We start from the raw sequence: 22,461 nt of genomic DNA, 5'->3' as shown, positions 1-22,461 counted from the left end.
AGAAGACTGCGAGAAAGGTGAGTTTTTGCGGTCAATCGCCGCCGTCCCGGACGGAGCGGGCGCAGATCCCGCCCTTTGATCGCGTTTTCAGGAGCGGAAGGTGTTCTCATCCGTCTCGGCACGAGACCTCATCGCGGCGGCGGGGGCGTATGACCTCGCTTTCGCCCTGTTTCACCTTTGCTTCCCGCTGATCTTTCGCTGGCGCAGCCGGCTGGCGAAGCTCGACCCGGTGAACCGGGCCATCGTGCACACGCTCAACCTCATGTTGGTGTTCGTCTTCGCCGGCGCCGGGGCGGGCCTGGCGGCGAAGCCCGAGGTCGTCGCCGCCGACCCGCTCGGGCGCGGACTGCTGTTCCTGGGAGCCGGGTTCTGGCTGCTGAGGACCGCGCTGCAACCCATGATGTTCGGACTGCGGCACTGGGCCTCGAAGCTGCTCTTCGTGGTCTTCGTCGCCGGCGTGGCGCTGCACGCCGCGCCGGCCTGGCCCTAGAGGTTGTATTTCTCAACCTGCAATCCGTTGTCTTCGAGTCCCGACTGTCGCTGCGGCAGCGTTGGCCTTGATCGGCGGCGCGGATTGCGCCTGGGCCGAGTGTCGCGTCTTCACCAGAAACCAGCGTTTCTTTCCCGCCCAGAACGACTCGGTGACCTGGCGTTCCATGATCGGAGCCGACTCGAAGCGCTGCTCCTACACTTTTACATCCGCCGGCAAGCTCATCTTCACGTCCTCGAAGATCGCGACGCAGCCCAGCAGCGGCGTCCTGACACAGACGGGAGCGTTCAAGTTGGCCTACGCCAGGAAGGGCGCGGGAACCGGCCGGGACAAGTTCGCCGTCTCGGTGTGTGGGACCGGCCCCCAAGGCAGCGGATGCTCGACGGTCAACTACGACGTCGTCCTCGAATAAGGGCGCGAGCGGGCCGGCTTATTCGATGACGATCCGGGGAGCGGGCCGCGCGCTGGCGGCGCCGCCCTCCAGCGCGGTCCAGACCTGATCGGCGATGGCGCGGTAGGCCAGCGCGTGCGGGCTTTGCGGGACCGTGGCCACCACCGGCAGGCCCGCGTCCGAGCGCTCGCGGATCTCCATGTCGAGCGGCACCTCCCCCAGGAAGGGCACGCCGAGCCGAGCCGCCTCGTCGCGCGCCCCGCCATGGCCGAAGATGTCCGACCGGCCGCCGCAATGCGGGCAGATGAAGGTCGACATGTTCTCCACGAGCCCCAGCACGGGCACGTCGGTGCGCTTGAACATCGCGATGCCGCGGCGCGCGTCGATCAAAGCGAGATCCTGGGGCGTGGAGACGATCACCGCGCCCGCGAGCGCCACCGCCTGAGCCATGGTGAGCTGCGCGTCGCCGGTGCCGGGAGGCATGTCGACCACGAGCACGTCGAGGTCTCCCCAGGCCACCTCGCGCAGCATCTGCTGCAGGGCGGACATCACCATCGGGCCGCGCCAGATGACGGGAGTCTCGTCCTCGATCAGGAAGCCGATCGACATGATCTTCAGGCCGTAGCGCTCGAGCGGCTTCATGATCTTGCCCTCGAGGATCTCGGGCTTCTCATGCAGCCCGAAGAGCTTGGGCATGGACGGGCCGTAGATGTCGGCGTCGAGCACGCCGACCTTGAGGCCGCGGGCCGCGAGCCCAAGCGCCAGATTGGCGGCCGTCGTCGACTTGCCGACGCCGCCCTTGCCGGACGCGACGGCGATGATGCGCTTGACCCCCGGCACCCCGGCGCGCGCCGTGGCGGCCGTCGCGCGCGGGCCCGGAGAGGCCGGGCCCGGAGAGGCGCCCGCGGCTCCCGGCGCCCGCTCGGCCGTGAGCGTGGCCAGCACGGCCTCGACGCCGGGAAGCGCCTTGACGGCGGCTTCCACCGCCTTTCGCATCGGCTCGGCGGCGGCGGCGCGGGACGGGTCAGCCGCCAGCGAGAGGTACACTTTCGCGCCCTGGATCGAGAGGCCGGAGAGCGCGCCGCTCTGGGTGATGGGCGTGCGCCCGTCGGGTCCGGGAACCCGCGCGAGCGCGGCGAGGACGTCCTTCTCGGTGACCAACGGCTGACTCCTCACGGCGAATTCGGCTTGGCGCCCCACCGGGGGCGCTGCGATCGGCGGCCCGCGCCCGCTCTGGGGTCCCGACGCCGCCGCCTCTATGTAAAGATCGGCCGGAGCCGGTCAATGACGCGGCGCCGCACGAACAGGAGTCGGCCATGGAGAGCGAGAGCGGGTCGCAGCGCGCGCCCGAAGCCGTGCTGGGCGTCATCCTGGCCGGCGGGCTGTCGTCCCGGATGGGGCGCGAGAAGGCCTTCGTGGAGCTGGGCGGCCGGCCGCTGCTGGCCCATGTGATCGAACGGTTCGAACCGCAGGTCGACCGGTTGGCGCTCAACGCCAATGGCGACCCCGCTCGTTTCGCGCCGTTCGGACTGCCTGTGGAGCCGGACCGGCACGGCGAGAATCCCGGGCCGCTGGCCGGCGTGGCCGTCGCGATCGCGCTGGCCCGGCGCGACGGCTATTCGGTCGTGGCGACCTGCCCGTCGGACGCGCCGTTCCTGCCGCTGGACGCCGTCGCGCGGCTGCGGGACGCCCTGACGGCGGAGGTCGACGTCGCGATCGCCGGCGGCCCGAACGGGCTGGAGCCGCTGTTCGGGCTCTGGCGGATCCGGGCCGGGGCGGCCGTGGAGGCCGCGCTGGCGGAGGGACGGCGGGCGGTCCATCGCGTACTGGCCCGCCTCGCGCACCGGATCGTCGCGTTCCCGGCGGGCGACGGCCCGGACCCGTTCTCCAACCTGAACACCCCGGAGGAGCTGTCGGCGGCGCAAGCGCTGCTGGCTTCGCAATAAACCGCATTGCCGCGTCCATGGCGCTGCGCATAATGCCAGCGCAATCGTGAGCCCGGCCGGGCCGCCGTTTTTCAAAGCAGAGCCGTGAACAAGAGCCTGCCCATCGCCGTCCTGGCGGCCCTGCTCGCAGGCGCCCCGATCCCGTCGTCGCGCGCCGCGGACTGGGCCACCATCCGCATCGCCACCGAGGGCGCGTATCCTCCGTTCAATTTCGTCGAGGACGACAAGCTGCAGGGCTTCGAGATCGACGTCGCCAAGGCCCTGTGCGAGCGCATGAAGGCGGAGTGCGTCTTCGTGCTGGACGACTGGGACGACCTCATCCCCGATCTGAAGAAGCGCAAGTTCGACGCCATCGTGGCCTCGCTGGAGATCACCGAGGAGCGCCGGCAGAAGATCGCGCTGACCAAGCGCTACTACCGCACGCCCGCCGTCTTCATGGCCCGCAAGGACACCGACCTGGCCGACGTCACGCCGCAGGCCCTGAAGGGCCGCAAGCTCGGCGCGATGAGCGGGACGGTGTACGCCACCTATCTGGAGGATCTCTACAAGCCCGGATCGGAGATCAGCCTCTACGCCAACCAGGACGAGGCGAGCCTCGATCTCGCCCTCGGGCGCCTCGACGCCGTGCTGGGCGACAAGATCGCCCTGACCGAATGGCTGAAGCGCGGCCAGGAGGCGAGCTGCTGCGCCTTCCTGGCCGACGCGCCGGACGACGTCTCCTATTTCGGCGAAGGCTACGGCATCGGCCTGCGCAAGTCCGACGGCGACCTCAAGCGCCTGTTCGAGGAGGCGCTGGACGGCATCCAGGCTGACGGAACCTATGCGCGCATCCGTGCCCGGTACTTCCCCTTCGACGTGAAATAGCGGGCAGGCTTTGCCCGACAAATCAGCGGCTTCCTCCGGCAAGGCTGTTGCGTCGCGCAAAGCGGCGGTGTCCAATGCGCCACCATCGTCCCAATAAGGTCAAGCTGGAGGCGCGCTGCGCCCCTGGAGCAAGACGGGACGGTCGAACGAGCCCCGCGCACAGCGGGACCACTGGAGGGTTTTTGATATGAAGACCATTCGCATCGCTGCCGTCGCCGTCGCGGCTATTTTGGCCGCCGCGGGCATCGCGCAGGCGCAGCAGAAGGAATGGAAGGAAGTCCGCGTCGGGACGGAAGGCGCCTACCCGCCCTTCAACAACCTGAACGCCAAGGGCGAGCTCGAGGGCTTCGAGATCGACTACGTCAACGCCCTTTGCGACAAGATGAAGATCAAGTGCACCTGGGTGGCGCAGGACTGGGACGGCATCATCCCGGCGCTGCTGTCGGGCAAGTACGACATCATCGCGGCCGGCATGAACGCCACGGACGAGCGCAAGAAGAAGGTCGACTTCACGGCCGTCTACACCCGCACGCCGATCTCGGTGATCGCCGCCAAGAGCGTGACCAGCACGGACACCTCGCCGGCCGCCCTGAAGGGCAAGTCCATCGGCGCCCAGAGCTCGACGGTCCACGCCAACTACCTGGAGAAGTTCTACTCCGGTTCGTCGGTGAAGCTCTACCCGACCCAGGAAGAGGCCAATCTGGACCTCAAGAACGGACGCCTCGACTACATCGTCGCCGACATGCTCTCGCTGGAGGACTTCATCAACGGCCAGGGCAAGGATTGCTGCAAGTTCGTCGGCGAAGTGAAGCGCGACCCGGCCATCCACGGCCCGGGCGTCGGCATGGCGGTCCGCAAGGAGGACACGGCGCTGCGCGACATGTTCTCCAAGGCGATCGAGGAGTCGCTCAAGGACGGCACGCACAAGAAGATCGCCGACAAGTACTTCAAGATCAACATCATGGTCGACTGAGGCTCACGGCCTCGCCTGACGCGACCCGACGTGGAGCGGCCCAGCGGGGCCGCTCCATCCGCCTGACGCCGGCCGGTCCCGACCGGCGTCCCCTCCCCGCCTGACCTGCGCGGCGCCATGGATTACTACCTGAACCTCCTCGCCTGGGGCGACAAGGGCTGGGGGGACGAGCTGGCCCGCGGCGCGCTGGTGACCATCACGCTGGCGCTGGCCACGCTGCCGTTCGGGGTGGCGCTCGGGCTGCTGGTCGCCCTGGCGAAGCGATCCGACAACCGGGTCCTGCGCGCGTTCGGGACGTTCTACACCACCGTCTTCCGCGGCGTGCCGGAGCTTCTCACGCTCTACATCGTCTATTTCGGCCTGCAGCTCGGCCTGCAGAAGCTCTGGAAGACGGTCGGCCTCTCCGGCAACATCGAGATGCCCGCTTTCGTGGCCGGCATGATCGCGCTGGGCCTGGTGCTCGGCGCCTTCTCCTGCGAGGTCTGGATCGGCGCGCTGAACGCCATCCACAAGGGCCAGCGCGAGGGCGCCTATGCGCTGGGCCTGAGCAAGGGGCTGGCGTTCCGCCTCGTGGTGGCGCCGCAGCTGCTGCGCGTCGCCCTCCCCGGCCTCGGCAACAACTGGATGGTGCTTTTGAAGGAGACCTCGCTGGTGTCCGTCATCGCCCTGCCCGACCTGATGTTCTGGACCGGGCGGGCCAATGTGGTGACCAAGGAGCCCTTCCTGTTCTTCGGCGCGGCCTGCCTGATCTACATGCTGTTCTCGGTCTCCTCCGCCTGGGGGATCTCCAAGCTCGAGGACCGGACCAATCGCGGCTTCGTCTCCGGCGCGGGGCGCGGCTGATGAACTGGTGCCAGTATCCCGGCTACGTCATCGGCAACGAGGCCCTGACCAATTACGGCTGCCGCATCTTCGGCGGGCTCGGGACGACGATGCAGCTCGTCGCGATCTCGATCGTGCTGGGCTCGGCCCTGGGGCTCGCGATCGCGCTGGTGCGCCTCTATGGCGGCCCCGTCACGTCCGGGATCGCCACGGCCTACACCACCTTCTTCCGCGGCACGCCGCTGCTGGCGCAGCTGTTCCTGTGCTACTACGGCGCCGGCCAGTTCCGCCCTTTCCTCGACAGCATCGGGCTGTGGACCTATTTCCGCGAGGCGTTCTTCTGCGCGGCCTTCACCTTCACGCTGAACACCGCCGCCTACCAGGCCGAGATCTACCGCGGCTCCATCCAGTCGGTGCATCGGGGCCAGTGGGAGGCGGCGCGCGCGCTCGGCATGAAGGCCCGCCACATCTTCTGGAAGGTCGTCGCGCCCCAGGCCGCCATGGTGGCGCTGCGGCCGCTGGGCAACGAGCTCGTCATCATGGTGAAGTCCTCGGCCGTGGCGTCGCTGGTCACCATCCTGGACCTGATGGGCTCCACCCGCTTCGCTTTCGCGCGCTCCTTCGACCTGATGGTCTATGTCTTCGCCGCGGTGCTCTACCTGCTGATCGTCGAAATCATCCGCCGTGTGTGGGACGTCGCCGAGCGGCGCTTGACGCGGCACCTGTCTCACGCCTGATATCGGCCGCCCGGTTCCGGCCGGCCCTGATCCCTCACCGTCTCCGGGAGCGCCGCTGCGCGCCCCGCGCAGGAGTTTCGATATGGCGAAAGTCGCGTTCCTCGGCCTCGGCGTCATGGGCTACCCCATGGCCCGCCACCTCAAGGCGAAGGGCCATGAGGTGACCGTCTACAATCGCACCTTCGCGAAGGCGCAGACTTGGGTGAGCGAGAATGGCGGCATGGCCGCCCGCACCCCCAGGGAGGCGGCCGCCGGGCAGGAGATCGTGTTCGCCTGCGTGGGCAATGACGACGACCTGCGCTCGATCGTGCTGGGCGACGACGGCGCCTTCGCCGGCATGGAGAAGGGCGCGACCTTCGTCGACCACACCACCGCCTCGGCCGAGGTGGCGCGCGAGCTCTACGCCAAGGGTCGGGAGCTCGGCCTCCATTTCATCGACGCTCCCGTCTCGGGCGGCCAGGCCGGCGCCGAGAACGGCGTGCTGACCGTGATGTGCGGCGGCGATGAGGACGTGTTCGCCAAGGTCGAGCCCGCCATCATGAGCTTCGCCCGCGCCTGCCGCCGGCTCGGCCCCTCGGGCGCGGGCCAGCTCACCAAGATGGTCAACCAGATCTGCATCGCCGGCCTCGTGCAGGCGCTGTCGGAGGGCGTGCATTTCGCCAAGAAGGCGGGCCTCGACGTGGAGGGCGTCATCGAGACGATCTCCAAGGGCGCGGCGCAGTCCTGGCAGATGGAGAACCGCTACAAGACCATGAACGCCGGCAAGTTCGAGTTCGGCTTCGCGGTGGACTGGATGCGCAAGGACCTGTCGATCTGCCTCGCCGAGGCCCGCCGCAACGGAGCGCACCTGCCCGTCACGGCGCTGGTCGACCAGTTCTACTCCGAGGTGCAGAAGATGGGCGGCTCCCGGTGGGATACGTCCAGCCTCGTGGCGCGCCTCGAAAAGTAAGACGGGTCACTCCCGCGACGCCAGCGCCGCCCAGGGCCGCGCCGCCGCGTCGCGGGACCGGAACGCCTCGATGGCGGGACGCTCGGCCAAAGTCAGGTCGATGTCGTCCCAGCCGTTCATGAGCTGGGTCTTCCACACCGGGTCGATCGCGAAGGGCACGACCAGGTTGCCGGCCGTCACCGTCTGGGCCGCCAGGTCGACCCGGACCAGGCGGGCCTCCTGCACGGCCGAGGACGCCAGCAGGGCCTCCGCGTCCTCCTCCGAGACGAGCGCCGGGACGAGGCCGTTCTTCACCGCGTTGGAGGCGAAGATGTCGCCGAAGCTCGGCGCCACGACGCAGCGCACGCCGAAATCGCAAAGCGCATAGACGGCCGCCTCGCGCGACGAGCCGCAGCCGAAATTGCGCCGCGCCACCAGCACGGCCGCGCCGGCGCGGCGCGGGTCGTCGAGAGCGGCGGCGGCCGAGACCTCGGCGCCGGCGCGCAGATCGTGCAGGAGGAAGGGGCCGTAGCCCTCGCTGCGCGGCCGCTTCATGAAGCGGGCCGGGATCAGCTGGTCGGTGTCGACATTGGCCAGCGGCAGCGGGACGGCGGGCGTCTCGATGATCGCGACGGGGGTCATGAGCGGCCCTCCTGCGGGAACGCGCGCCCCGCCAGCAGGTCGCGCGCGTCGGCGAGGCGGCCCGCGACGGCGGCGGCCGCCACCATGGCGGGCGACATCAGGTGGGTGCGCGAGCCCGGGCCCTGCCGGCCCTTAAAGTTGCGGTTGGTGGTGGAGGCGCAGCGCTCGCCGGGCGGCACGACGTCGCCGTTCATGCCGACGCACATGGAGCATCCCGAGTCGGCCCATTCGAGGCCGGCGTCGCGGAAGATGCGGTCGAGCCCCTCCTCTTCGGCCTGGCGCTTGACGGCCGAGGAGCCCGGCGACACCAGCCCGGGGACGACGGCCTTGCGGCCCGCCAGCACGGCCGCGGCGGCGCGAAGGTCCTCGATGCGGCCATTGGTGCAGGAGCCGATGAAGGCCCGGTCGATGCGGATCGAGCTGAGCGGCGCGCCGGGCCTCAGATCCATATAGGCGAGCGCGTCCCGCACGACCTGCGCGCGGCTCTCGTCGGCGATGCGGGCGGGGTCGGGCACGACGCCGTCGATGGGCGCGGCGTGCTCGGGGCTGACGCCCCAGGTCACCGTGGGGGCGATGTCGGCGCCGGCCAGGGTCACCTCGCGGTCGAACGCCGCGTCGGCGTCGCTGGCGAGCCTGCGCCAGTCCTCCACGGCGGCGTCGAAGGCGGCCCCCTGCGGGGCGAACGGGCGCCCGCGCAGCCAGGCGAAGGTGGTCTCGTCCGGGGCGACGAGGCCGAGCCGGCCGCCCGCCTCGATGGAGAGGTTGCACAGGGTCATGCGCCCCTCCATCGACAACGCCCTGACGGCCGAGCCGGCGTATTCGATGGCGCAGCCCTGGGCGCCGTCGGCCCCGATCCGGGCGATGATGGTGAGGGCGATGTCCTTGGCGGCGACGCCCGGCGCCAGCGGGCCGTCCACCGCGATGCGCATGCGGCGCGGCTTCTTCTGCCAGAGCGTCTGCGTCATCAGCACATGCGCGACCTCGGACGCGCCGATGCCGAATGCGTAGGCCCCGAAGGCGCCGTGCGTCGAGGTGTGGCTGTCGCCGCACACGACCGTGAGGCCCGGCAAAGTGAGCCCCTGCTCCGGAATGGCCACATGCACGATGCCCTGGCGCGGGTCATGCAGGCCGATCAGCCGGACGCCGTGGCGCGCGGCGTTGGCGGCGAGCTGGTCGACCATCCGGGCGATCTCGGGATTGTCCGGCCGGCCGGCCCGGCCGCGCGTCGGCACGTAATGGTCGGCGATGGCGAAGGTGAGCTCCGGATGGGCCACCGACGCGCCGCGCCTCTCCACCTGGTCGAAGGCGTGGAACGAGCCCTCATGCAGCAGATGGCGGTCGATCCAGAGCAGGCTGACGCCGTCCTGGCGGGTGAGGACCACATGGGCGTCCCAGAGCTTGTCGATGATGGTGCGGCTCATGGCGGGGTCTTCCGAGGTCTGCCGGGCGTCCGTCCGAAAGGCGCTTGACGGCTCCATGTTGTATCATACTGTAGACAATTAGAAGTCCTATCGAGAGGGTGAATTGGCTGGAGTCGAGCTGCCCAAGGCCCGCCAGGTCTATCTGGTGCTGCGCGAGCGGATCGCCAGCGGCGGGCTCTCGTCGGGCGACGCCCTGCCGGGGGAGCAGGCGCTCGCGGCCGAACACAGCGTGTCGCGGATCACGGTGCGCCGCGCGCTCGCCGAGCTGGAGCGCGAGGGACTGATCGACAGGCGCCGGGGCGCCGGGACCTTCGTCACCTCCCGCCATGCGGCCAAGCCGGTCGTGGCGGACCTCGCGGACGTCCTCACCAACCTCATCCAGATGGGCCGCTCCACCGACGTGCGGCTGCTGGCCTTCGGCTATCAGGACCCCTCCGCGGCGGTGGCCGAGGCGCTTCGCCTCGCGCCCGGCGAGCGGGTGCAGCGCTCGGTGCGGGTGCGCATCATCGACGGCGAGCCGTTCAGCTTCCTGACCACGCAGGTCCCGGAGCGCATCGGCGTCACCTATTCGGAAGGCGAGCTCGCCTCCCGGCCGCTGCTGGCGCTGCTGGAGCGCTCCGGCGTGCTGGTGGACCGGGCGACGCAGGAGATCAGCGCCGTGCTGGCCCCGCCCGAGGCGGCGGCCGCGCTCGGGGTGGACATCGGCTCGGCCCTGATCGCGCTGACACGCGTGGTCTATGACGGCGACGGGCGCGGCGTGGAGCATCTTGCGGCCCTGTACCGGCCCGACCGCTACGCCTTCCGGATGGACCTCACCCGCACGGGCGCGAATGGCGGGCGGCGCTGGGCGCCGACGAGCGTGGCCAACGACGCCGCGCCGGCCGAGACCAAGTCTTCATCGAGGAAGCGGGGACCCAACTCCCGCGTTTGACGCACGACCATTTGGCGAGGGGAACAGGACATGGACAAGCTGATCAGCGGACTGACGCGTCGCGACGCCCTCAAGGCGGGCGCGGTTCTGGCGGGCGCCGTCGCGGCCCCGGGCGTGCTGCGGGCGCAGGCGGCCAGCGTCAAGGTGGGCGTGCTGCAGCCCCTCACCGGCGCGCTGGCCTTCGACGGACAGGCCGGGCAGCTGGGCGCGGAGCTCGCCATCAAGGCCGTGAACGCGGCCGGCGGCATCAAGTCGCTCGGGGGCGCCAAGCTCGAGGCCGTGATCGCCGACGCGCGCTCCACCCCGGAGGGCGGCAGCAGCGAGGTCGAGCGCCTCGCGGCCGAGAACGTCAGCGCCATCGTGGGCGGCTTCGCCAGCCCGATCTGCCTCGCCGCCACCCAGGCGGCCTCGCGCTACGACCTGCCCTACATCGTCGATGTCGGCGTCAACGACCAGATCGTCAGCCGCGGCCTGAAGAACACGTTCCGCTTCGCGCCCGGCTCCTCCATCGTCAGCGCGCAGGCGCTGGACAACCTCGTGAAGCTCAACGAGGCCGCCGGCAAGCCGATCAAGACCGTGCTGCTGGTGCATGAGGACGGGCTTTTCGGCTCCGGCCTCGCCAAGCTTCTGCAGGCGGAGCTGCCCAAGCGCGGCTTCGAGGTGATCGACACGATCGCCCACCCGACCCCGGCGCGCGACATGTCGAACGTCGCCCTGCAGATCAAGGCGAAGAACCCGGACCTGGTGATCCCGTCCAGCTACTACGGCGAGTTCGTGCTGCTCGCCCGCACCATGCAGCAGCAGCGCATCAAGCCGAAGGCCGTCTACGCGGTGCTGAACGGCGCGGCGTCGAACTACCGCTTCGTCAAGGAGTTCCCGGACGCGGCGCAATACGTCATCGACACCAACCACTGGTACGACCCGCGCAACGAAGTCGCCATCGCCCTCAAGAAGGAGGTCGACGGCATGGGCAAGTTCTTCACCTACAACGTGGCGCTGAACTACTCGGCCGTGCTCCTGCTCGCCGACGCCATCGAGCGGGCGGGATCGGCCGACCGGGCCAAGATCATCGCCGCGCTGGAGACGTCGACCTTCGACAAGCACATCATGCCCTACGGGCCGACCAAGTTCGTCAATGGCCAGAACACGGGCGCGGCCCCGGTGAACACGCAGGTCCAGGGCGGCGACATCAAGGTGATCTTCCCCGAGAAGTTCGCCGATGCGAAGCCCGTGTTCCCGATCCCGGCGTGAGGCCGGCGCCCCGCGCTCCGGCGCTGGGCGCCTTTTGCGGAACCCTTCTGGATCCCCTTCCCCTCCGCGGCTGCGCCGCTCCGGCCGGGGATGACGGGGAGAGGGAAGCACGTGGATAGGTTCAAGAGCCGAGAACTCTCCGCCGTCATCCCCGGCGGCGCGGAGCGACGGGAAGGGGATCCAGCCGGGCGCCGTCGGAGAGGCCTGGATCCCCTTCCCTTCCGCAGCTGCGCCGCTCCGGCCGGGGATGACGGGGAGAGGGTGACGTCGTCAGGGTCGAGCGGGGCCGGCGGGCCGGGATCGCCAACACGGGATGCGCATGTTTTCGCCTGAGATCGTCATCGCCGCCGTCATCAACGGGCTTCTCACGGGCGCGGTCTATGCGCTCGTGTCGGTGGCGCTGACGCTCGTCTACGGCGTCCTGCACATCATCAACTTCGCCCATGGGGCGATCCTGACGGCGGCGATGTTCGCGGCGTTCTTCGCCCAGCAGGCCGGGGTCGATCCGCTCATCGCGGTCGCATTCATCGCGCCGGCGTTCTTCCTGCTGGGCTACGCCATGCAGCGCTGGATCATCGGGCCGGCCAGCCATGGCGACGACCGTAACATCCTCCTGGTGACGCTCGGGCTCTCCATCGTCATCGAGAACGCCCTGCTGGCGGCGTTCCGCTCCGACACGCGCAGCATCGACGTGCCCTACGGCTTCTCGAGCGTGGATCTCGGCTTCGTCTTCCTGCCCATGCCGCGGGTCATCGCCTTCGGGGTCACGTGCGGCGTGGCGCTGCTCCTCTGGGCGCTGCTGACGCGCACCGACGCCGGCAAGGCGATCCGGGCGGTCGCCAAGGAGAAGCTCGGCGCCGCGCTCGTCGGCATCGACGTGCCGCATGTCTACGCGCTGACCTTCGGCATCGGGGCGGCGTGCCTGGCGGTCGCGGCCTGCGTGCTCCTGCCCAGCTACTACGTGCATCCGCGCGTCGGAAACGCCTATGTGCTGATCGCCTTCACGGTGGTGGTGCTGGGCGGCATGGGCTCGGTGCCGGGCGCGATGATCGGCGGCCTCTTCATCGGCGTCGTGGAGAGCCTGTCGGGCCTCTATTTCGGCGAGAGCCTCGGCCAGCTCGGCGTGTTCGTGATCTTCATCCTGGTGCTGCTGGTGCGTCCGACGGGACTGTTCGGAGCGCGCGCATGAGCGCCCCGCGCAAGGCGTCCGCCCGCCAGGGCCTGCTGGCCGCCTATGGGCCGATCCTGGCGGTCGCGGCCGTCCTGGCCCTGCTGCCGCTCGCGACCTCGGCCAACACGGTGCTCAACGCCATGGTGCTGGCCCTGCTGATCGCGCTCGCCGGCCAGGGCTGGAACATCCTGGGAGGCTATGGCGGGCAGTTCTCCTTCGGGCATGCGGCGTTCTTCGGCACGGGCGCCTACCTCACCGCGATCCTGCAGGCGCGCTTGGGCGTCAACGCCTATGCGGCCTTCGCGGCCGCCGTCGCGACGGGAGCGGCCGTGGGCGCGGCGATCGGCTATCTCAGCTTCCGCTCCGGCCTGCGCGGCTCCTACTTCGCGCTCGTGACCCTGGCCTTCGCGGAGGTGTTCCGGATCATCGCCAATGCGGCGCCGTTCACCGGAGGCGCCGCCGGCACGCTGATCAAGCTCGACGTCCGCCCCGAGACCTTCCAGTTCGCGAGCCGGGCCGTCTATTTCTGGATCGCGCTCAGTCTCGTGACGCTGGTCCTGGCCGCGACGCGGGCCATGGAGCGCTCGCGCTTCGGCGCCTATCTGGTGGCGATCCGCGAGAACGAGGACGCCGCCAAGGCGCTGGGCGTGAACACGCTCGCCGTCAAGCTTAAGGCCATCACGGCCTCGGCCGCCATCACGGCGGCGGCGGGGGCCTTCTACGCGCAATATTTCCTGTTCGTCGACGCCAGCATCGCCTACGGGTCCTGGATCTCGGTGGAGGCGCTCCTGGTGCCCATCGTGGGCGGGCTCGGCACGGTCTTCGGGCCGCTCATCGGCGCGCTCGCGCTGCATGGGCTGGCGGAGGCGACGAAGGCGGCGGCCGGCCGCATCCCGGGCCTCGACCTGGCGCTTTACGGGTCGCTGCTGGTGCTGGCCATCGCGTTCGCGCCGAACGGCGTGCACGGCCTGCTGGCGCGGCTGCGCGGCGGCCTCGCCTCGCGGAGCGCGTCATGAGCGCCCCGCTCCTCGCCGTCGAGGCGGCATCCAAGCGGTTCGGCGGACTGCTGGCGGTCGACGGCGCGTCGCTCGCCGTGCCGGCGGGTAGCATCACCGGGCTGATCGGCCCCAACGGCGCCGGAAAGACGACTCTGTTCACGTTGATCTCCGGCTTCGAGACGCCGACCAGCGGGCGCATCGTCTTCCAGGGCCGGGACGTGGGCGGCCTCGCGCCGCACCAGCGCGCCGCCCTGGGCGTGGCGCGCACCTTCCAGATCGTGCAGCCCTTCGCGGGGCTGAGCGTCCGCGAGAACATCGCGGTGGGAGCCCATCTGCGCCACCCGGGCCGGGACGAGGCGCTCGACCGGGCCGAGGCGGTGGCGCGGCTCGTCGGCATCGACGAGCGCCTCGACGCGCCCGCCGCGGGGCTGACGGTGGCCGGGCGCAAGCGGCTAGAGCTGGCGCGGGCGCTCGCCACCGAGCCGAAGCTGCTGCTGCTGGACGAGGTGCTGGCCGGGCTCAATCCGTCGGAGGTGCGCGACATCGTGCCCGTCATCCAGGAGATCCGCCGCGCCGGCGTCACCATCCTGATGGTGGAGCATGTGATGCAGGCGGTGATGAGTCTGTGCGACGACGTCTATGTGCTGGCCCAGGGCCGCGTCATCGCGGCCGGCCCGCCCGCCGTGGTGACCCGCGACCCCAAGGTGATCGAAGCCTATCTGGGCCACGGCGCCGCCGCGCGCCTGGCGGCCCGGGAGGCGGCGCATGGGTGAGCCGCTGCTCAGCGTGCGCGGGCTCGTCGCCGGCTATGGGCGGACGCAGGTGCTGCGCGGCGTCGATCTCGACGTGGCGGCGGGCGAGATCGTCGCGGTGCTCGGCTCCAACGGCGTCGGCAAGACGACGCTGAACAAGACGCTCTCGGGCGTCGTGCGGGCCCAGGCGGGCGGGATCCTGTTCGACGGAGCGCGCATCGACGCGCTCGCGCCGCCGGCCATCGTCGCCGCGGGACTGATCCACGTGCCGGAAGGCCGGCGCATCTTCCCCGACATGAGCGTGCGCGAGAATTTGGAGCTCGGCAGCTACCGGCGGGGCAAGGCGGATCGCGCCGCCAATCTGGAGAAGGTCTTCCAGATCTTCCCGCGCCTGCGCGAGCGGCGCCGGCAGGCGGCGGGCACGCTCTCCGGCGGCGAGCAGCAGATGCTGGCGATCGGGCGCGGCGTGATGGGCGAGCCGAAGCTGCTCATCCTCGACGAGCCGTCGCTGGGCCTCTCGCCGCTGCTCGTGGAGGAGATGTTCGCGCTCATCGCGCGGCTGAACGCGGACGGCCTCGCCATCCTGCTCGTCGAGCAGAACGTCATGCAGTCGCTGGCCGTCGCGGCCCGGGCGCATGTGCTGGAGAACGGGCGCTTCGTGCTCTCCGGCGCCGGCGAGGACCTCGCCCGCAATCCAGACCTCGAGAAAGCCTATCTGGGGATGTGACGATGACGCACGACCTGCGAACGGACCCGGCCGCAGCCGGGACGCCCGGCCTGAAGCGGCGGATCGGCGGCGGCGGCATCGTGATCGCGCCGGGCGTGTATGACGCGCTGACGGCGTCGCTGGCCGCCTCGGCCGGGTTCGAGGCGCTGTACCTGTCGGGCGCGGCGATCGCCTATACGCGCCTCGGCCGGCCCGACATCGGGCTCGTCTCCATGACGGAGGTCGCCGAGGCGCTGGCGCATGTCTGCGAGCGGGTCGACACGCCGGTGATCGTCGACGCCGACACGGGCTACGGCAACGCGCTCAACGTGCAGCGCACCGTTCGGCTGTTCGAGCGCGCCGGCGCGTCCGGCGTGCAGATCGAGGACCAGACCTTTCCCAAGCGCTGCGGCCACCTCGCCGACAAGGGCGTGATCCCGGCGGGCGAGATGGTCGGGAAGATTCGCGCCGCCGTCGACGCGCGCAGGAGCGAGGCCACGATGATCATCGCCCGCACCGACGCCGTCGCCGTGGAGGGCTTCGACGCCGCCATCGAGCGCGCCGGGCGCTATGCGGAAGCCGGCGCGGACATGCTGTTCGTCGAGGCGCCGCGCACCCGCGACCAATTGGGCGCCGTCGCGGCCGCCCTGCAGGGCCGGGCGCCGCTGATGGCCAATATGGTGGAGGGCGGCCAGACCCCCATCCTGTCCGGCCCTGAGCTGGAGGCGCTCGGCTTCGCCCTCGTGATCTTCCCGGGCGCGATCGTGCGCGCCCTCGCCCGGGCCGCGCAGGACTTCTACGGCGTGCTCAAGCGCGACGGCACCACCGACGCGTTCCGCGACCGCATGTTCGACTTCGCGGCCATCAACGCCATCGTGGAGACCGAGGCGACGCTGGAGCGGGGACGCCGCTACGAGGGCGACGGCCCGGCCGCAAGTCGCGCGGGAGCCCTCTGATGGCCGGGCTCGACGCCGTCACGCTCGCAGTCCTGAAGGGGCGGCTGGAGCAGATCGCCGACGAGATGGACGCGACGCTCTACCGCTCGGCCTTCAACCCGATCATCGCCGAGGCCCGGGACGCGTGCCACGGCCTCTACCACGCGCGCACGGGCGCCACGCTGGTGCAGGGCACGACCGGGCTGCCCATCTTCGTGGGCGCCATGGCCTTCGCCGTGAAGGCCGTGATCGACAAGGCGGCCCGGGACGGCGGGCTGGCCGAAGGCGACACCTTCCTGTTTAACGACCCTTACGACGGCGGCACCCATCTCAACGACTTCCGGCTGGTGCGGCCGGTGTTCCGCAACGGCGAGCTCTTCTGTTGGCTGGCCTCTGTGGGGCACTGGCTCGACATCGGCGGGAACGTGCCGGGCGGCTTCAACGCCCGCGCCACCGAGAGCTTCCAGGAGGGCGTGCGGATCCCGCCCGTGAAGCTGATCGCGCGCGGCGTCCTGAACGAGGACATCGTGGCGATCCTGTCCGCCAACAGCCGCGTGCCCCGCTCCAATTACGGCGACCTGAACGGCCAGCTGAATGCGCTCGATCTCGGCGAGAAGCGCCTCGCCGGCCTCCTGGACGACTATGGCGAGGCGACCGTGGCGGCGGCCTTCGACGCCTTCACCCAGCTCGCCGAAGCGATAATGCGCGAGAACATCGCGGCGCTGCCGGACGGGACGGTGAGCTTCGAGGACTTCCTCGACAATGACGGCGTCACCGACGAGCCGCTCAGCATCGCGCTGGACCTCACGGTGACGGGCGACCGCATGCGGCTCGACTTCTCGCGCTCCGCGCCGGCCTGCGCGGGACCGCTCAACATCGCGCGCTCGACCGCGGTCGCCTGCTGCTACGTGGCGCTCAAGCACGTCTTCACGGACGTGCCGGCCAATGCGGGCTGCCTCGCGCCGATTGACTTCGTGATCCCGGACACGACGCTTTTGGGCGTCAGCGCGCCCAAGCCCGTGGGGGGCTACACCGAGACCATCCTGCGCGTCATTGGGGTGGTGTTCGGGGCGCTGGCCAAGATCATGCCCGAGCGCGCTACGGCGGCGCCGTTCGGCACCATCAACGCGCTGTCGCTGGCGGGCCACCGCTCCAACGGGCGACGCTGGGTGATGTTCTCGTTCTTCGGCGGAGGATTGGGCGGCAATCCGGAGACGGACGGGCTCAACCACGGCAACAACCCGATCTCGATGGCGACCATCCCGCCCGCCGAAATCCTGGAGGCGTCCTACCCGGTCATGTTCAGCCAATGGGCGCTGCGGCCCGACAGCGCCGGAGCGGGCCTCCACCGCGGCGGGCTGGGCGCGGTCTACGAGATCGAGGCGCTGGCGCCGGGCGGCGCGGACGTGTTCCTGCTGGGCGAGCGCGGCCGATTCGCGCCGTTCGGGGTGAATGGCGGCGGCCCGGCCGCGTTGAACCGCTTCTCCTGGAACACGGACCAGGGCGACGCCGTCCCGCCGCTCGCCTCCAAGGTGACGGACGTGAAGGTGAGGCAGGGGCAGCGCGTCCGGCTGGAGACGCCCGGCGGCGGCGGCTGGGGCGATCCGCTGCGGCGCGAGCCCGCGCTGGTCGCGCGCGACGTGCGGCTCGGCTATGTGTCGCCCGCCGCCGCCGCGGCGGATTACGGCGTCGTGGCGTCGGCGGACGGCGCGCTCGACGAGCGCGGCACGGCCGGGCTCCGGGCGGGGCGCCGGTCATGAGCGCGCGCGGAACGAAAGGCGCCATCGTGGGCGTCGACGTGGGCGGCACGTTCACGGACCTGTTCTATTTCGACGAGGCCTCGCGCCGGTTCGCCACCGCCAAGGCGCCCTCCAACCGCGGAGACGAGGCGGTGGGCTTCATGGAGGGCCTGCGCCGCCTGGGATCCGTGGCGGAGTTCGGCTCCATCGTGCATGGCACGACGGTGGGCACCAACGCCCTGCTGGAGCGCAAGGGCGCCCGCATCGGCGTGATCACCACGCGCGGCTTCCGCGACGTCCTGGAGATGCGACGCCGCGACCGGCCCCGGACCTGGGGCCTGTGGGGCGACTTCGTCCCCGTCGCCGACCGCGACATGCGCATCGAGGTCGACGAGCGCACGCTGGCGGACGGCTCGATCCGGACCGCATTGGACGCCAAAGAGGCGCAGGACGCCGCCCGCGCGCTGCTGGCCAAGGGCGCGCAGGCGGTGGCCATCGCGTTCATCAACGCCTACGCCAACCCGGCCAACGAACGGGCCGCGGCGGCCGCCGTCAGGGCGGTTTGGCCCAACGACCATGTTGCGATCTCGTCTGAAATACTGCCCGAAATCCGTGAGTTCGAAAGGACTTCCACGACGGCGCTCAACGCGTACTTGCAGCCGATTGTGGGCGCCTATCTGGGCAAGCTCACCGACGCGCTGCACGAGGCGGGGTTCGCGGGCCAGTTCCACATCGTCCAGTCCAATGGCGGGGTGATGTCCACCGCGACGGCGCGACGGCTGCCGGTGAGGACGGCGCTGTCCGGGCCGGCCGCGGGCGTGATCGCGGCGGCCGCCATCGCTCGCGCGGCGGGCTTCGAGAACGTCATCACGGGGGACCTCGGCGGCACGTCCTTCGACGTCTCCCTCATCGCCAACGGCGAGTCCACGCTGACGGCGCAGACCACGATCGATTTCGGCATGGTGATCCGCACGCCGATGATCGAGATCACCACCATCGGGGCCGGCGGCGGGTCCATCGCGCATGTCGACAAGGGCGGCCTGCTGCAGGTCGGACCCGAGAGCGCCGGGTCGAGGCCGGGGCCGGTCTGCTACGCGGAAGGCGGAACCCGCCCCACCCTCACGGACGCCAATGTCGTGCTGGGACGCATCAACGCCGAACGGCCGATCGGCGGCAAGCTCGCCCGCCTCGACGCGCAGGCCGCGCGCGCCGCCATCGAGGAGCACGTGGCGCGGCCGCTGGGGCTTGGCGTCATGGAGGCGGCGGAAGCGGTCGTGCGGATCGCCAACGCCCGGATGGCCGGCGCGATCCGGCTGGTCTCGATCGAGCGGGGGCACGATCCGGGCCGCTTCGCGATCATGCCCTTCGGCGGAGGCGGCGCGCTGCACGCCGGCGCGCTGATCCAGGAGGTGGGGCTCTCCGGCGCGCTGCTGCCGCGGTTTCCGGGCATCACCAGCGCGCTCGGCTGCGTCATCGCCGACCTGCGGCACGACCAGGTCCTCACCGTGAACCTCGATCTCGCCGGCCTCGACGCGGCCGCGCTGGACGCCCGCATGGTCGAGGCCGGCCGTGAGGCGAAGGCCGTCGTGGACGCGGCCGGCGTCGCGGTGGACCGCGTGGACGTGCTCTACGAGCTGGACATGCACTACCAGGGCCAGACCCACACGGTCTCGGCGCCCTTGCCGGTCACGCTGGGCGAGCATGGCGTGGGCGTGACGGAGGCCATCGTGCGCGGCGCCTTCGAGGCGGCCTACCGGCGCCAGTTCAGCCGCCTGCTGCCCGACATCCCGGTGCGGATCGTGTCGCTGCGCACGGCCGCGGTCGGCCGCAGGCCGGCCTTCGACCTCGGCGCGCTCGCGCCGGCGGCCGACCTCACGCTGGAGGGCGCGAGGCTCGGCGCGCGGCCGGTCTGGTTCGCCGGAGGCTGGCGCGAGGCGAGCGTCTGGGCCAGGCTCGACCTTCCCGTCGGAGCCGTCGTGGACGGACCGGCGGTGCTGGAGCAGCCGGACGCCACCACGGTGATCGATCCCGGGCTGCGCGCCCGGGTGGACAAGCTCGGCAACATCGTCATCGAGAGGGCGCCGGCATGAGCGGACGCGACATCCCGATCTCGCGCACGGCGCTGCTGATCTGCGACCTGCAGAACGACTTCATCCACCCGAAGGGCGCCTATGGCCGGGCCGGCCAGACCGCGCCGGAGATCGCCGCCGCGCCGGGCCGGGTGAGGCCGCTCGCCGACCTCATGCGGCGCAAGGGCGGCTGGATCGTCTCCACGCATTTCACGCTCGTGCCCGGCAAGGGCGGCGAGCCGATCGTCAGCCCGCATCTGAAGGCGCTGCGGCCCTTCCTGGCGAAGGGGGACTTCCAGCCGGGGACCTGGGGCCACGCTTTGGTGGACGAACTGGCGCCGGCCGACCTCAGCGTCGAGAAGGTCGCCTATTCGGCCTTCTACATGACCCGCCTCGAATGGGTGCTGCGCAAGAGCGGGATCGAGAAGCTCTTTGTCTGCGGGATCGTCACCAATGGCGGGGTCGCGTCGACGGTCCGGGACGCGCATGTGCGCGACTTCGAACCCATCGTCCTGTCGGATGGCTGCGCGGCGTTCTCGACGCGCACGCATGACGTCGCCATCGAGGCGTTGCGCCCGGTCTGCGCCGTCATGACGGTCGAGGAGGCCATCGCCTCCCTCGAGGCGTCATGAGCAGGGTCGAGAGCGCGGCGGGCGTCGCCTTCGACGCCGAAGCGCCCGTGCTGATCGTCGGCGCCGGCGCGGCCGGGCTGTGCGCGGCGCTGGCGGCGATCGAGGCGGGCGCCGAGGTCGTGATGCTGGAGCGCGACCCGGTCCCGCGCGGATCGACGGCGCTCTCGGCCGGGCTCGTGCCGGCGGCCGGAACCCGCTTCCAGGCGGCGCTGGGCGTGGCCGACAGCCCGGGGCTGTTCGCCGCCGACATCCAGCGCAAGGCCGGGGGCGAGGCGGATCCCGCCACGGTCGACGCGGTCGCGGCCGGAGCCGGGCCGGCCGTCGAGTGGCTGGCGGACGCCTATGGGCTGCCCTTCTCGGTGGTGGACGACTTCGATTATCCGGGTCACTCCGCGCGCCGGATGCACGGCCTGCCGTCACGCTCCGGCGTCGAGCTGGTGGACCGGCTGCGGGGCGCCGCCGAGCGCGCCGGCGCGGTCCTCCTCACGCAGGCGACCGCCACGACCCTGTTCGCCGATCCTGACGGGACGGTGCGGGGCGTCGCCGCCGAGCGGCCGGACGGCGGCGTGGAGCGGATCGGCTGTCGGGCTCTGATCCTGGCCTGCAACGGCTATGGCGGCGCGCCGGACCTCGTGCGCCGTCACATTCCCGAGATGGCGGGCGCGCTCTATTTCGGCCACCCCGGCAACCGCGGCGACGCGGCGCTGTGGGGCGAGGCGCTCGGCGCGGAGCGGCGCTTCATGTCGGGCTACCAGGGGCACGGGTCGGTCGCCCACCCCCACGGCGTCCTGATCAGCTGGGCCGTCATCATGGAGGGCGGCTTCCAGGTCGACGCGACGGGCGAGCGGTTCTCGGACGAGACGCACGGCTATTCCGAACAGGCCGCCCGGGTGCTGCAGCGCCCCGGCGGGATCGCGTTCGACGTCTTCGACGAGCGGATCGCCGCGGTGGCGCGGCAATTCGAGGATTTCAAGCAGGCCGAGGCGGCGGGGGCCATCCTGTCGGCGGACAGGCTGGAGGACCTCGCCGCGATGGCGAAGCTGCCCGCCGACCGCCTCGCGCGGACCTTCGCCGAGGTGGAGCGGCTGAAGGCGTCTCATCGAAAGGACGCGTTCGGGCGCACCTTCTCGGCCGGGCAAAGGTTGGTCCCGCCCTTCAAGGCGATCCGGGTGACGGGCGCGCTGTTCCACACGCAAGGCGGGCTGGCGGTGGACGGCTCCGCCCGGGCGCTTCGGCCGGACGGAACGCCTTTGCCGAACCTCTTCGCGGCGGGCGGCGCCGCGGCCGGCGTGTCGGGCTCCACCGCCGCGGGATACCTGTCCGGAAACGGGCTGCTGACGGCCGTCGTGCTCGGCCGCAACGCCGGGCTCGCCGCCGCGCGCCTCATCTGAGCCGGCGCGCCTCAGTCCGCCCCGATCGCCGCGGCGGCTTCGGCGCGCAGGACGGGCAGGAGATCCTGCGCGAACCATGGATTGCGCTTGATCCAGGCCGTGTTGCGCCAGGAGGGGTGGGGAAGCGGGATCATGCCGGCCTGCCCATGGATGCGGGCCCAGTTCGCCACCATGGCGTCGAGCGTCGGGGCGAGAAGGTCGCGCCGACCCAGCCGCGTCAGGTGCCACTTCAGCGCGTGCAGGCCGAGGCCGACGGTGAGCCTGGGCGGCGGCATCAGCGCCAGCAGCCGCTCGCGCCAGGCGGCCGCGCATTCGGGCCGCGGCGGCAGGTCGCCGCCCTTGGCGTCCTGGCCCGGAAAGCAGAACCCCATCGGCAGGATGGCCACGCGGGCCGGATCGTAGAAGGCGTCCTCGCCGATCCCGAGCCATTCGCGCAGCCGATCCCCGGACGCGTCCGTGAAGGGCCGCCCCGAGGCGTGCACCTTCGTGCCCGGCGCCTGGCCGACGATGAAGAGCCGCGCGCCGGAGGAGGCCTGCAGCACCGGGCGGGGCTCGTGCGGCAGGGGAGCCTTCCAGGGCGCGTCGCGGCAGATCCGGCACAGCCGGATGGCGGCGAGCAGATCGTCGAGGTCCTGCGCGCTCATCGCAGACCCTGCCCCGCTCGCGGCGGGG

At 71.1% G+C, this 22,461-nt stretch carries 23 protein-coding genes; 19 read left to right on the top strand and 4 right to left on the bottom strand.

Translation table 11 applies throughout. The features are described 5' to 3' along the window. The first annotated feature begins 100 nt into the window (after positions 1 to 100). Together ACYVO7_RS09270 and ACYVO7_RS09265 are read left to right on the top strand one after the other, a co-directional pair. Positions 101 to 490, top strand: coding sequence for a hypothetical protein (locus ACYVO7_RS09270; protein WP_460449532.1), 390 nt, complete (start codon positions 101 to 103; stop codon positions 488 to 490). A gap of 67 nt (positions 491 to 557) precedes the next feature. After that, complete coding sequence (locus ACYVO7_RS09265) at positions 558 to 902, top strand: hypothetical protein (protein ID WP_460449531.1); 345 nt, start codon at positions 558 to 560, stop codon at positions 900 to 902. Positions 903 to 920: 18 nt separating this feature from the next. On the opposite strand, the gene ACYVO7_RS09260 is transcribed toward ACYVO7_RS09265, so the two are convergent. Further along, complete coding sequence (locus tag ACYVO7_RS09260) at positions 921 to 2,042, bottom strand: Mrp/NBP35 family ATP-binding protein (RefSeq protein WP_460449530.1); 1,122 nt, start codon at positions 2,040 to 2,042, stop codon at positions 921 to 923. A gap of 155 nt (positions 2,043 to 2,197) precedes the next feature. Here ACYVO7_RS09260 and mobA point away from each other — a divergent pair, with 155 nt between their 5' ends. The 6 genes from mobA (at position 2,198) to ACYVO7_RS09230 (ending at position 7,172) form a co-directional block, all read left to right on the top strand. Then, complete coding sequence (gene mobA, locus ACYVO7_RS09255) at positions 2,198 to 2,827, top strand: molybdenum cofactor guanylyltransferase MobA (RefSeq protein WP_460449529.1); 630 nt, start codon at positions 2,198 to 2,200, stop codon at positions 2,825 to 2,827. Positions 2,828 to 2,911: 84 nt separating this feature from the next. Next, a complete protein-coding gene (locus ACYVO7_RS09250) occupies positions 2,912 to 3,691 on the top strand; it encodes a transporter substrate-binding domain-containing protein (protein ID WP_460449528.1) in 780 nt (259 codons plus the stop codon). A 187-nt stretch (positions 3,692 to 3,878) separates the two neighbouring features. Next, on the top strand, positions 3,879 to 4,664 hold the full coding sequence (locus ACYVO7_RS09245) for a transporter substrate-binding domain-containing protein (protein WP_460449527.1): 786 nt from the start codon (positions 3,879 to 3,881) through the stop codon (positions 4,662 to 4,664). Between the two features lie 117 nt (positions 4,665 to 4,781). Next, positions 4,782 to 5,507, top strand: a complete 726-nt coding sequence (locus tag ACYVO7_RS09240) for an ABC transporter permease (protein ID WP_460449526.1) — start codon at positions 4,782 to 4,784, stop codon at positions 5,505 to 5,507. After that, positions 5,507 to 6,223, top strand: a complete 717-nt coding sequence (locus ACYVO7_RS09235) for an ABC transporter permease (RefSeq protein WP_460449525.1) — start codon at positions 5,507 to 5,509, stop codon at positions 6,221 to 6,223. The genes ACYVO7_RS09240 and ACYVO7_RS09235 overlap by 1 nt, the downstream gene beginning before the upstream one ends. An 82-nt stretch (positions 6,224 to 6,305) precedes the next feature. Then, positions 6,306 to 7,172 carry an NAD(P)-dependent oxidoreductase gene (locus tag ACYVO7_RS09230; RefSeq protein ID WP_460449524.1) on the top strand — a complete coding sequence of 289 codons (867 nt, stop codon included), beginning with the start codon at positions 6,306 to 6,308 and terminating at the stop codon, positions 7,170 to 7,172. 6 nt (positions 7,173 to 7,178) lie between these two features. Here the strand turns inward: ACYVO7_RS09230 and leuD are convergent, their stop codons facing one another. Beyond that, a complete protein-coding gene (leuD, locus tag ACYVO7_RS09225) occupies positions 7,179 to 7,793 on the bottom strand; it encodes a 3-isopropylmalate dehydratase small subunit (protein WP_460449523.1) in 615 nt (204 codons plus the stop codon). Next, complete coding sequence (leuC, locus tag ACYVO7_RS09220; RefSeq protein ID WP_460449522.1) at positions 7,790 to 9,214, bottom strand: 3-isopropylmalate dehydratase large subunit; 1,425 nt, start codon at positions 9,212 to 9,214, stop codon at positions 7,790 to 7,792. Before leuC ends, leuD begins: the two co-directional genes overlap by 4 nt. Positions 9,215 to 9,317: 103 nt before the next feature. Here leuC and ACYVO7_RS09215 point away from each other — a divergent pair, with 103 nt between their 5' ends. From ACYVO7_RS09215 to ACYVO7_RS09165, 11 genes are all read left to right on the top strand, one after another. Beyond that, complete coding sequence (locus tag ACYVO7_RS09215) at positions 9,318 to 10,145, top strand: GntR family transcriptional regulator (RefSeq protein WP_460449521.1); 828 nt, start codon at positions 9,318 to 9,320, stop codon at positions 10,143 to 10,145. A 30-nt stretch (positions 10,146 to 10,175) separates the two neighbouring features. Next, positions 10,176 to 11,396, top strand: a complete 1,221-nt coding sequence (locus ACYVO7_RS09210) for an ABC transporter substrate-binding protein (protein ID WP_460449520.1) — start codon at positions 10,176 to 10,178, stop codon at positions 11,394 to 11,396. A 319-nt stretch (positions 11,397 to 11,715) separates the two neighbouring features. Then, complete coding sequence (locus tag ACYVO7_RS09205; RefSeq protein WP_460449519.1) at positions 11,716 to 12,585, top strand: branched-chain amino acid ABC transporter permease; 870 nt, start codon at positions 11,716 to 11,718, stop codon at positions 12,583 to 12,585. Next, positions 12,582 to 13,583 (top strand): branched-chain amino acid ABC transporter permease, encoded by a 1,002-nt coding sequence (locus ACYVO7_RS09200; RefSeq protein ID WP_460449518.1) that lies wholly within the window; start codon positions 12,582 to 12,584, stop codon positions 13,581 to 13,583. The genes ACYVO7_RS09205 and ACYVO7_RS09200 overlap by 4 nt, the downstream gene beginning before the upstream one ends. After that, entirely contained in the window at positions 13,580 to 14,338 is a 759-nt protein-coding gene (locus tag ACYVO7_RS09195; RefSeq protein ID WP_460449517.1) for an ABC transporter ATP-binding protein, read from the top strand. Before ACYVO7_RS09200 ends, ACYVO7_RS09195 begins: the two co-directional genes overlap by 4 nt. A gap of 4 nt (positions 14,339 to 14,342) precedes the next feature. Next, the gene (locus tag ACYVO7_RS09190; protein ID WP_460449590.1) at positions 14,343 to 15,044 is read left to right on the top strand and encodes an ABC transporter ATP-binding protein; all 702 of its coding nucleotides are present in this window, start codon (positions 14,343 to 14,345) and stop codon (positions 15,042 to 15,044) included. A gap of 2 nt (positions 15,045 to 15,046) precedes the next feature. Beyond that, on the top strand, positions 15,047 to 15,979 hold the full coding sequence (locus ACYVO7_RS09185; protein WP_460449516.1) for an isocitrate lyase/PEP mutase family protein: 933 nt from the start codon (positions 15,047 to 15,049) through the stop codon (positions 15,977 to 15,979). Continuing rightward, complete coding sequence (locus ACYVO7_RS09180; RefSeq protein ID WP_460449515.1) at positions 15,979 to 17,718, top strand: hydantoinase B/oxoprolinase family protein; 1,740 nt, start codon at positions 15,979 to 15,981, stop codon at positions 17,716 to 17,718. Before ACYVO7_RS09185 ends, ACYVO7_RS09180 begins: the two co-directional genes overlap by 1 nt. Next, a complete protein-coding gene (locus tag ACYVO7_RS09175; protein ID WP_460449514.1) occupies positions 17,715 to 19,787 on the top strand; it encodes a hydantoinase/oxoprolinase family protein in 2,073 nt (690 codons plus the stop codon). The genes ACYVO7_RS09180 and ACYVO7_RS09175 overlap by 4 nt, the downstream gene beginning before the upstream one ends. Beyond that, a complete protein-coding gene (locus ACYVO7_RS09170) occupies positions 19,784 to 20,398 on the top strand; it encodes a cysteine hydrolase family protein (protein ID WP_460449513.1) in 615 nt (204 codons plus the stop codon). Before ACYVO7_RS09175 ends, ACYVO7_RS09170 begins: the two co-directional genes overlap by 4 nt. Continuing rightward, positions 20,395 to 21,789: an FAD-dependent oxidoreductase gene (locus ACYVO7_RS09165; protein ID WP_460449512.1), complete on the top strand. Its 1,395-nt coding sequence runs from the start codon at positions 20,395 to 20,397 to the stop codon at positions 21,787 to 21,789. The genes ACYVO7_RS09170 and ACYVO7_RS09165 overlap by 4 nt, the downstream gene beginning before the upstream one ends. Positions 21,790 to 21,800: 11 nt before the next feature. Here ACYVO7_RS09165 and ACYVO7_RS09160 read toward each other — a convergent pair whose 3' ends face one another. Next, positions 21,801 to 22,433, bottom strand: coding sequence for a uracil-DNA glycosylase family protein (locus ACYVO7_RS09160; protein ID WP_460449511.1), 633 nt, complete (start codon positions 22,431 to 22,433; stop codon positions 21,801 to 21,803). Positions 22,434 to 22,461 lie beyond the last annotated feature (28 nt).

The organism is Alsobacter sp. SYSU BS001988 (assembly GCF_054796215.1).
This window is presented reverse-complemented; position numbering and strand designations above follow the sequence as displayed.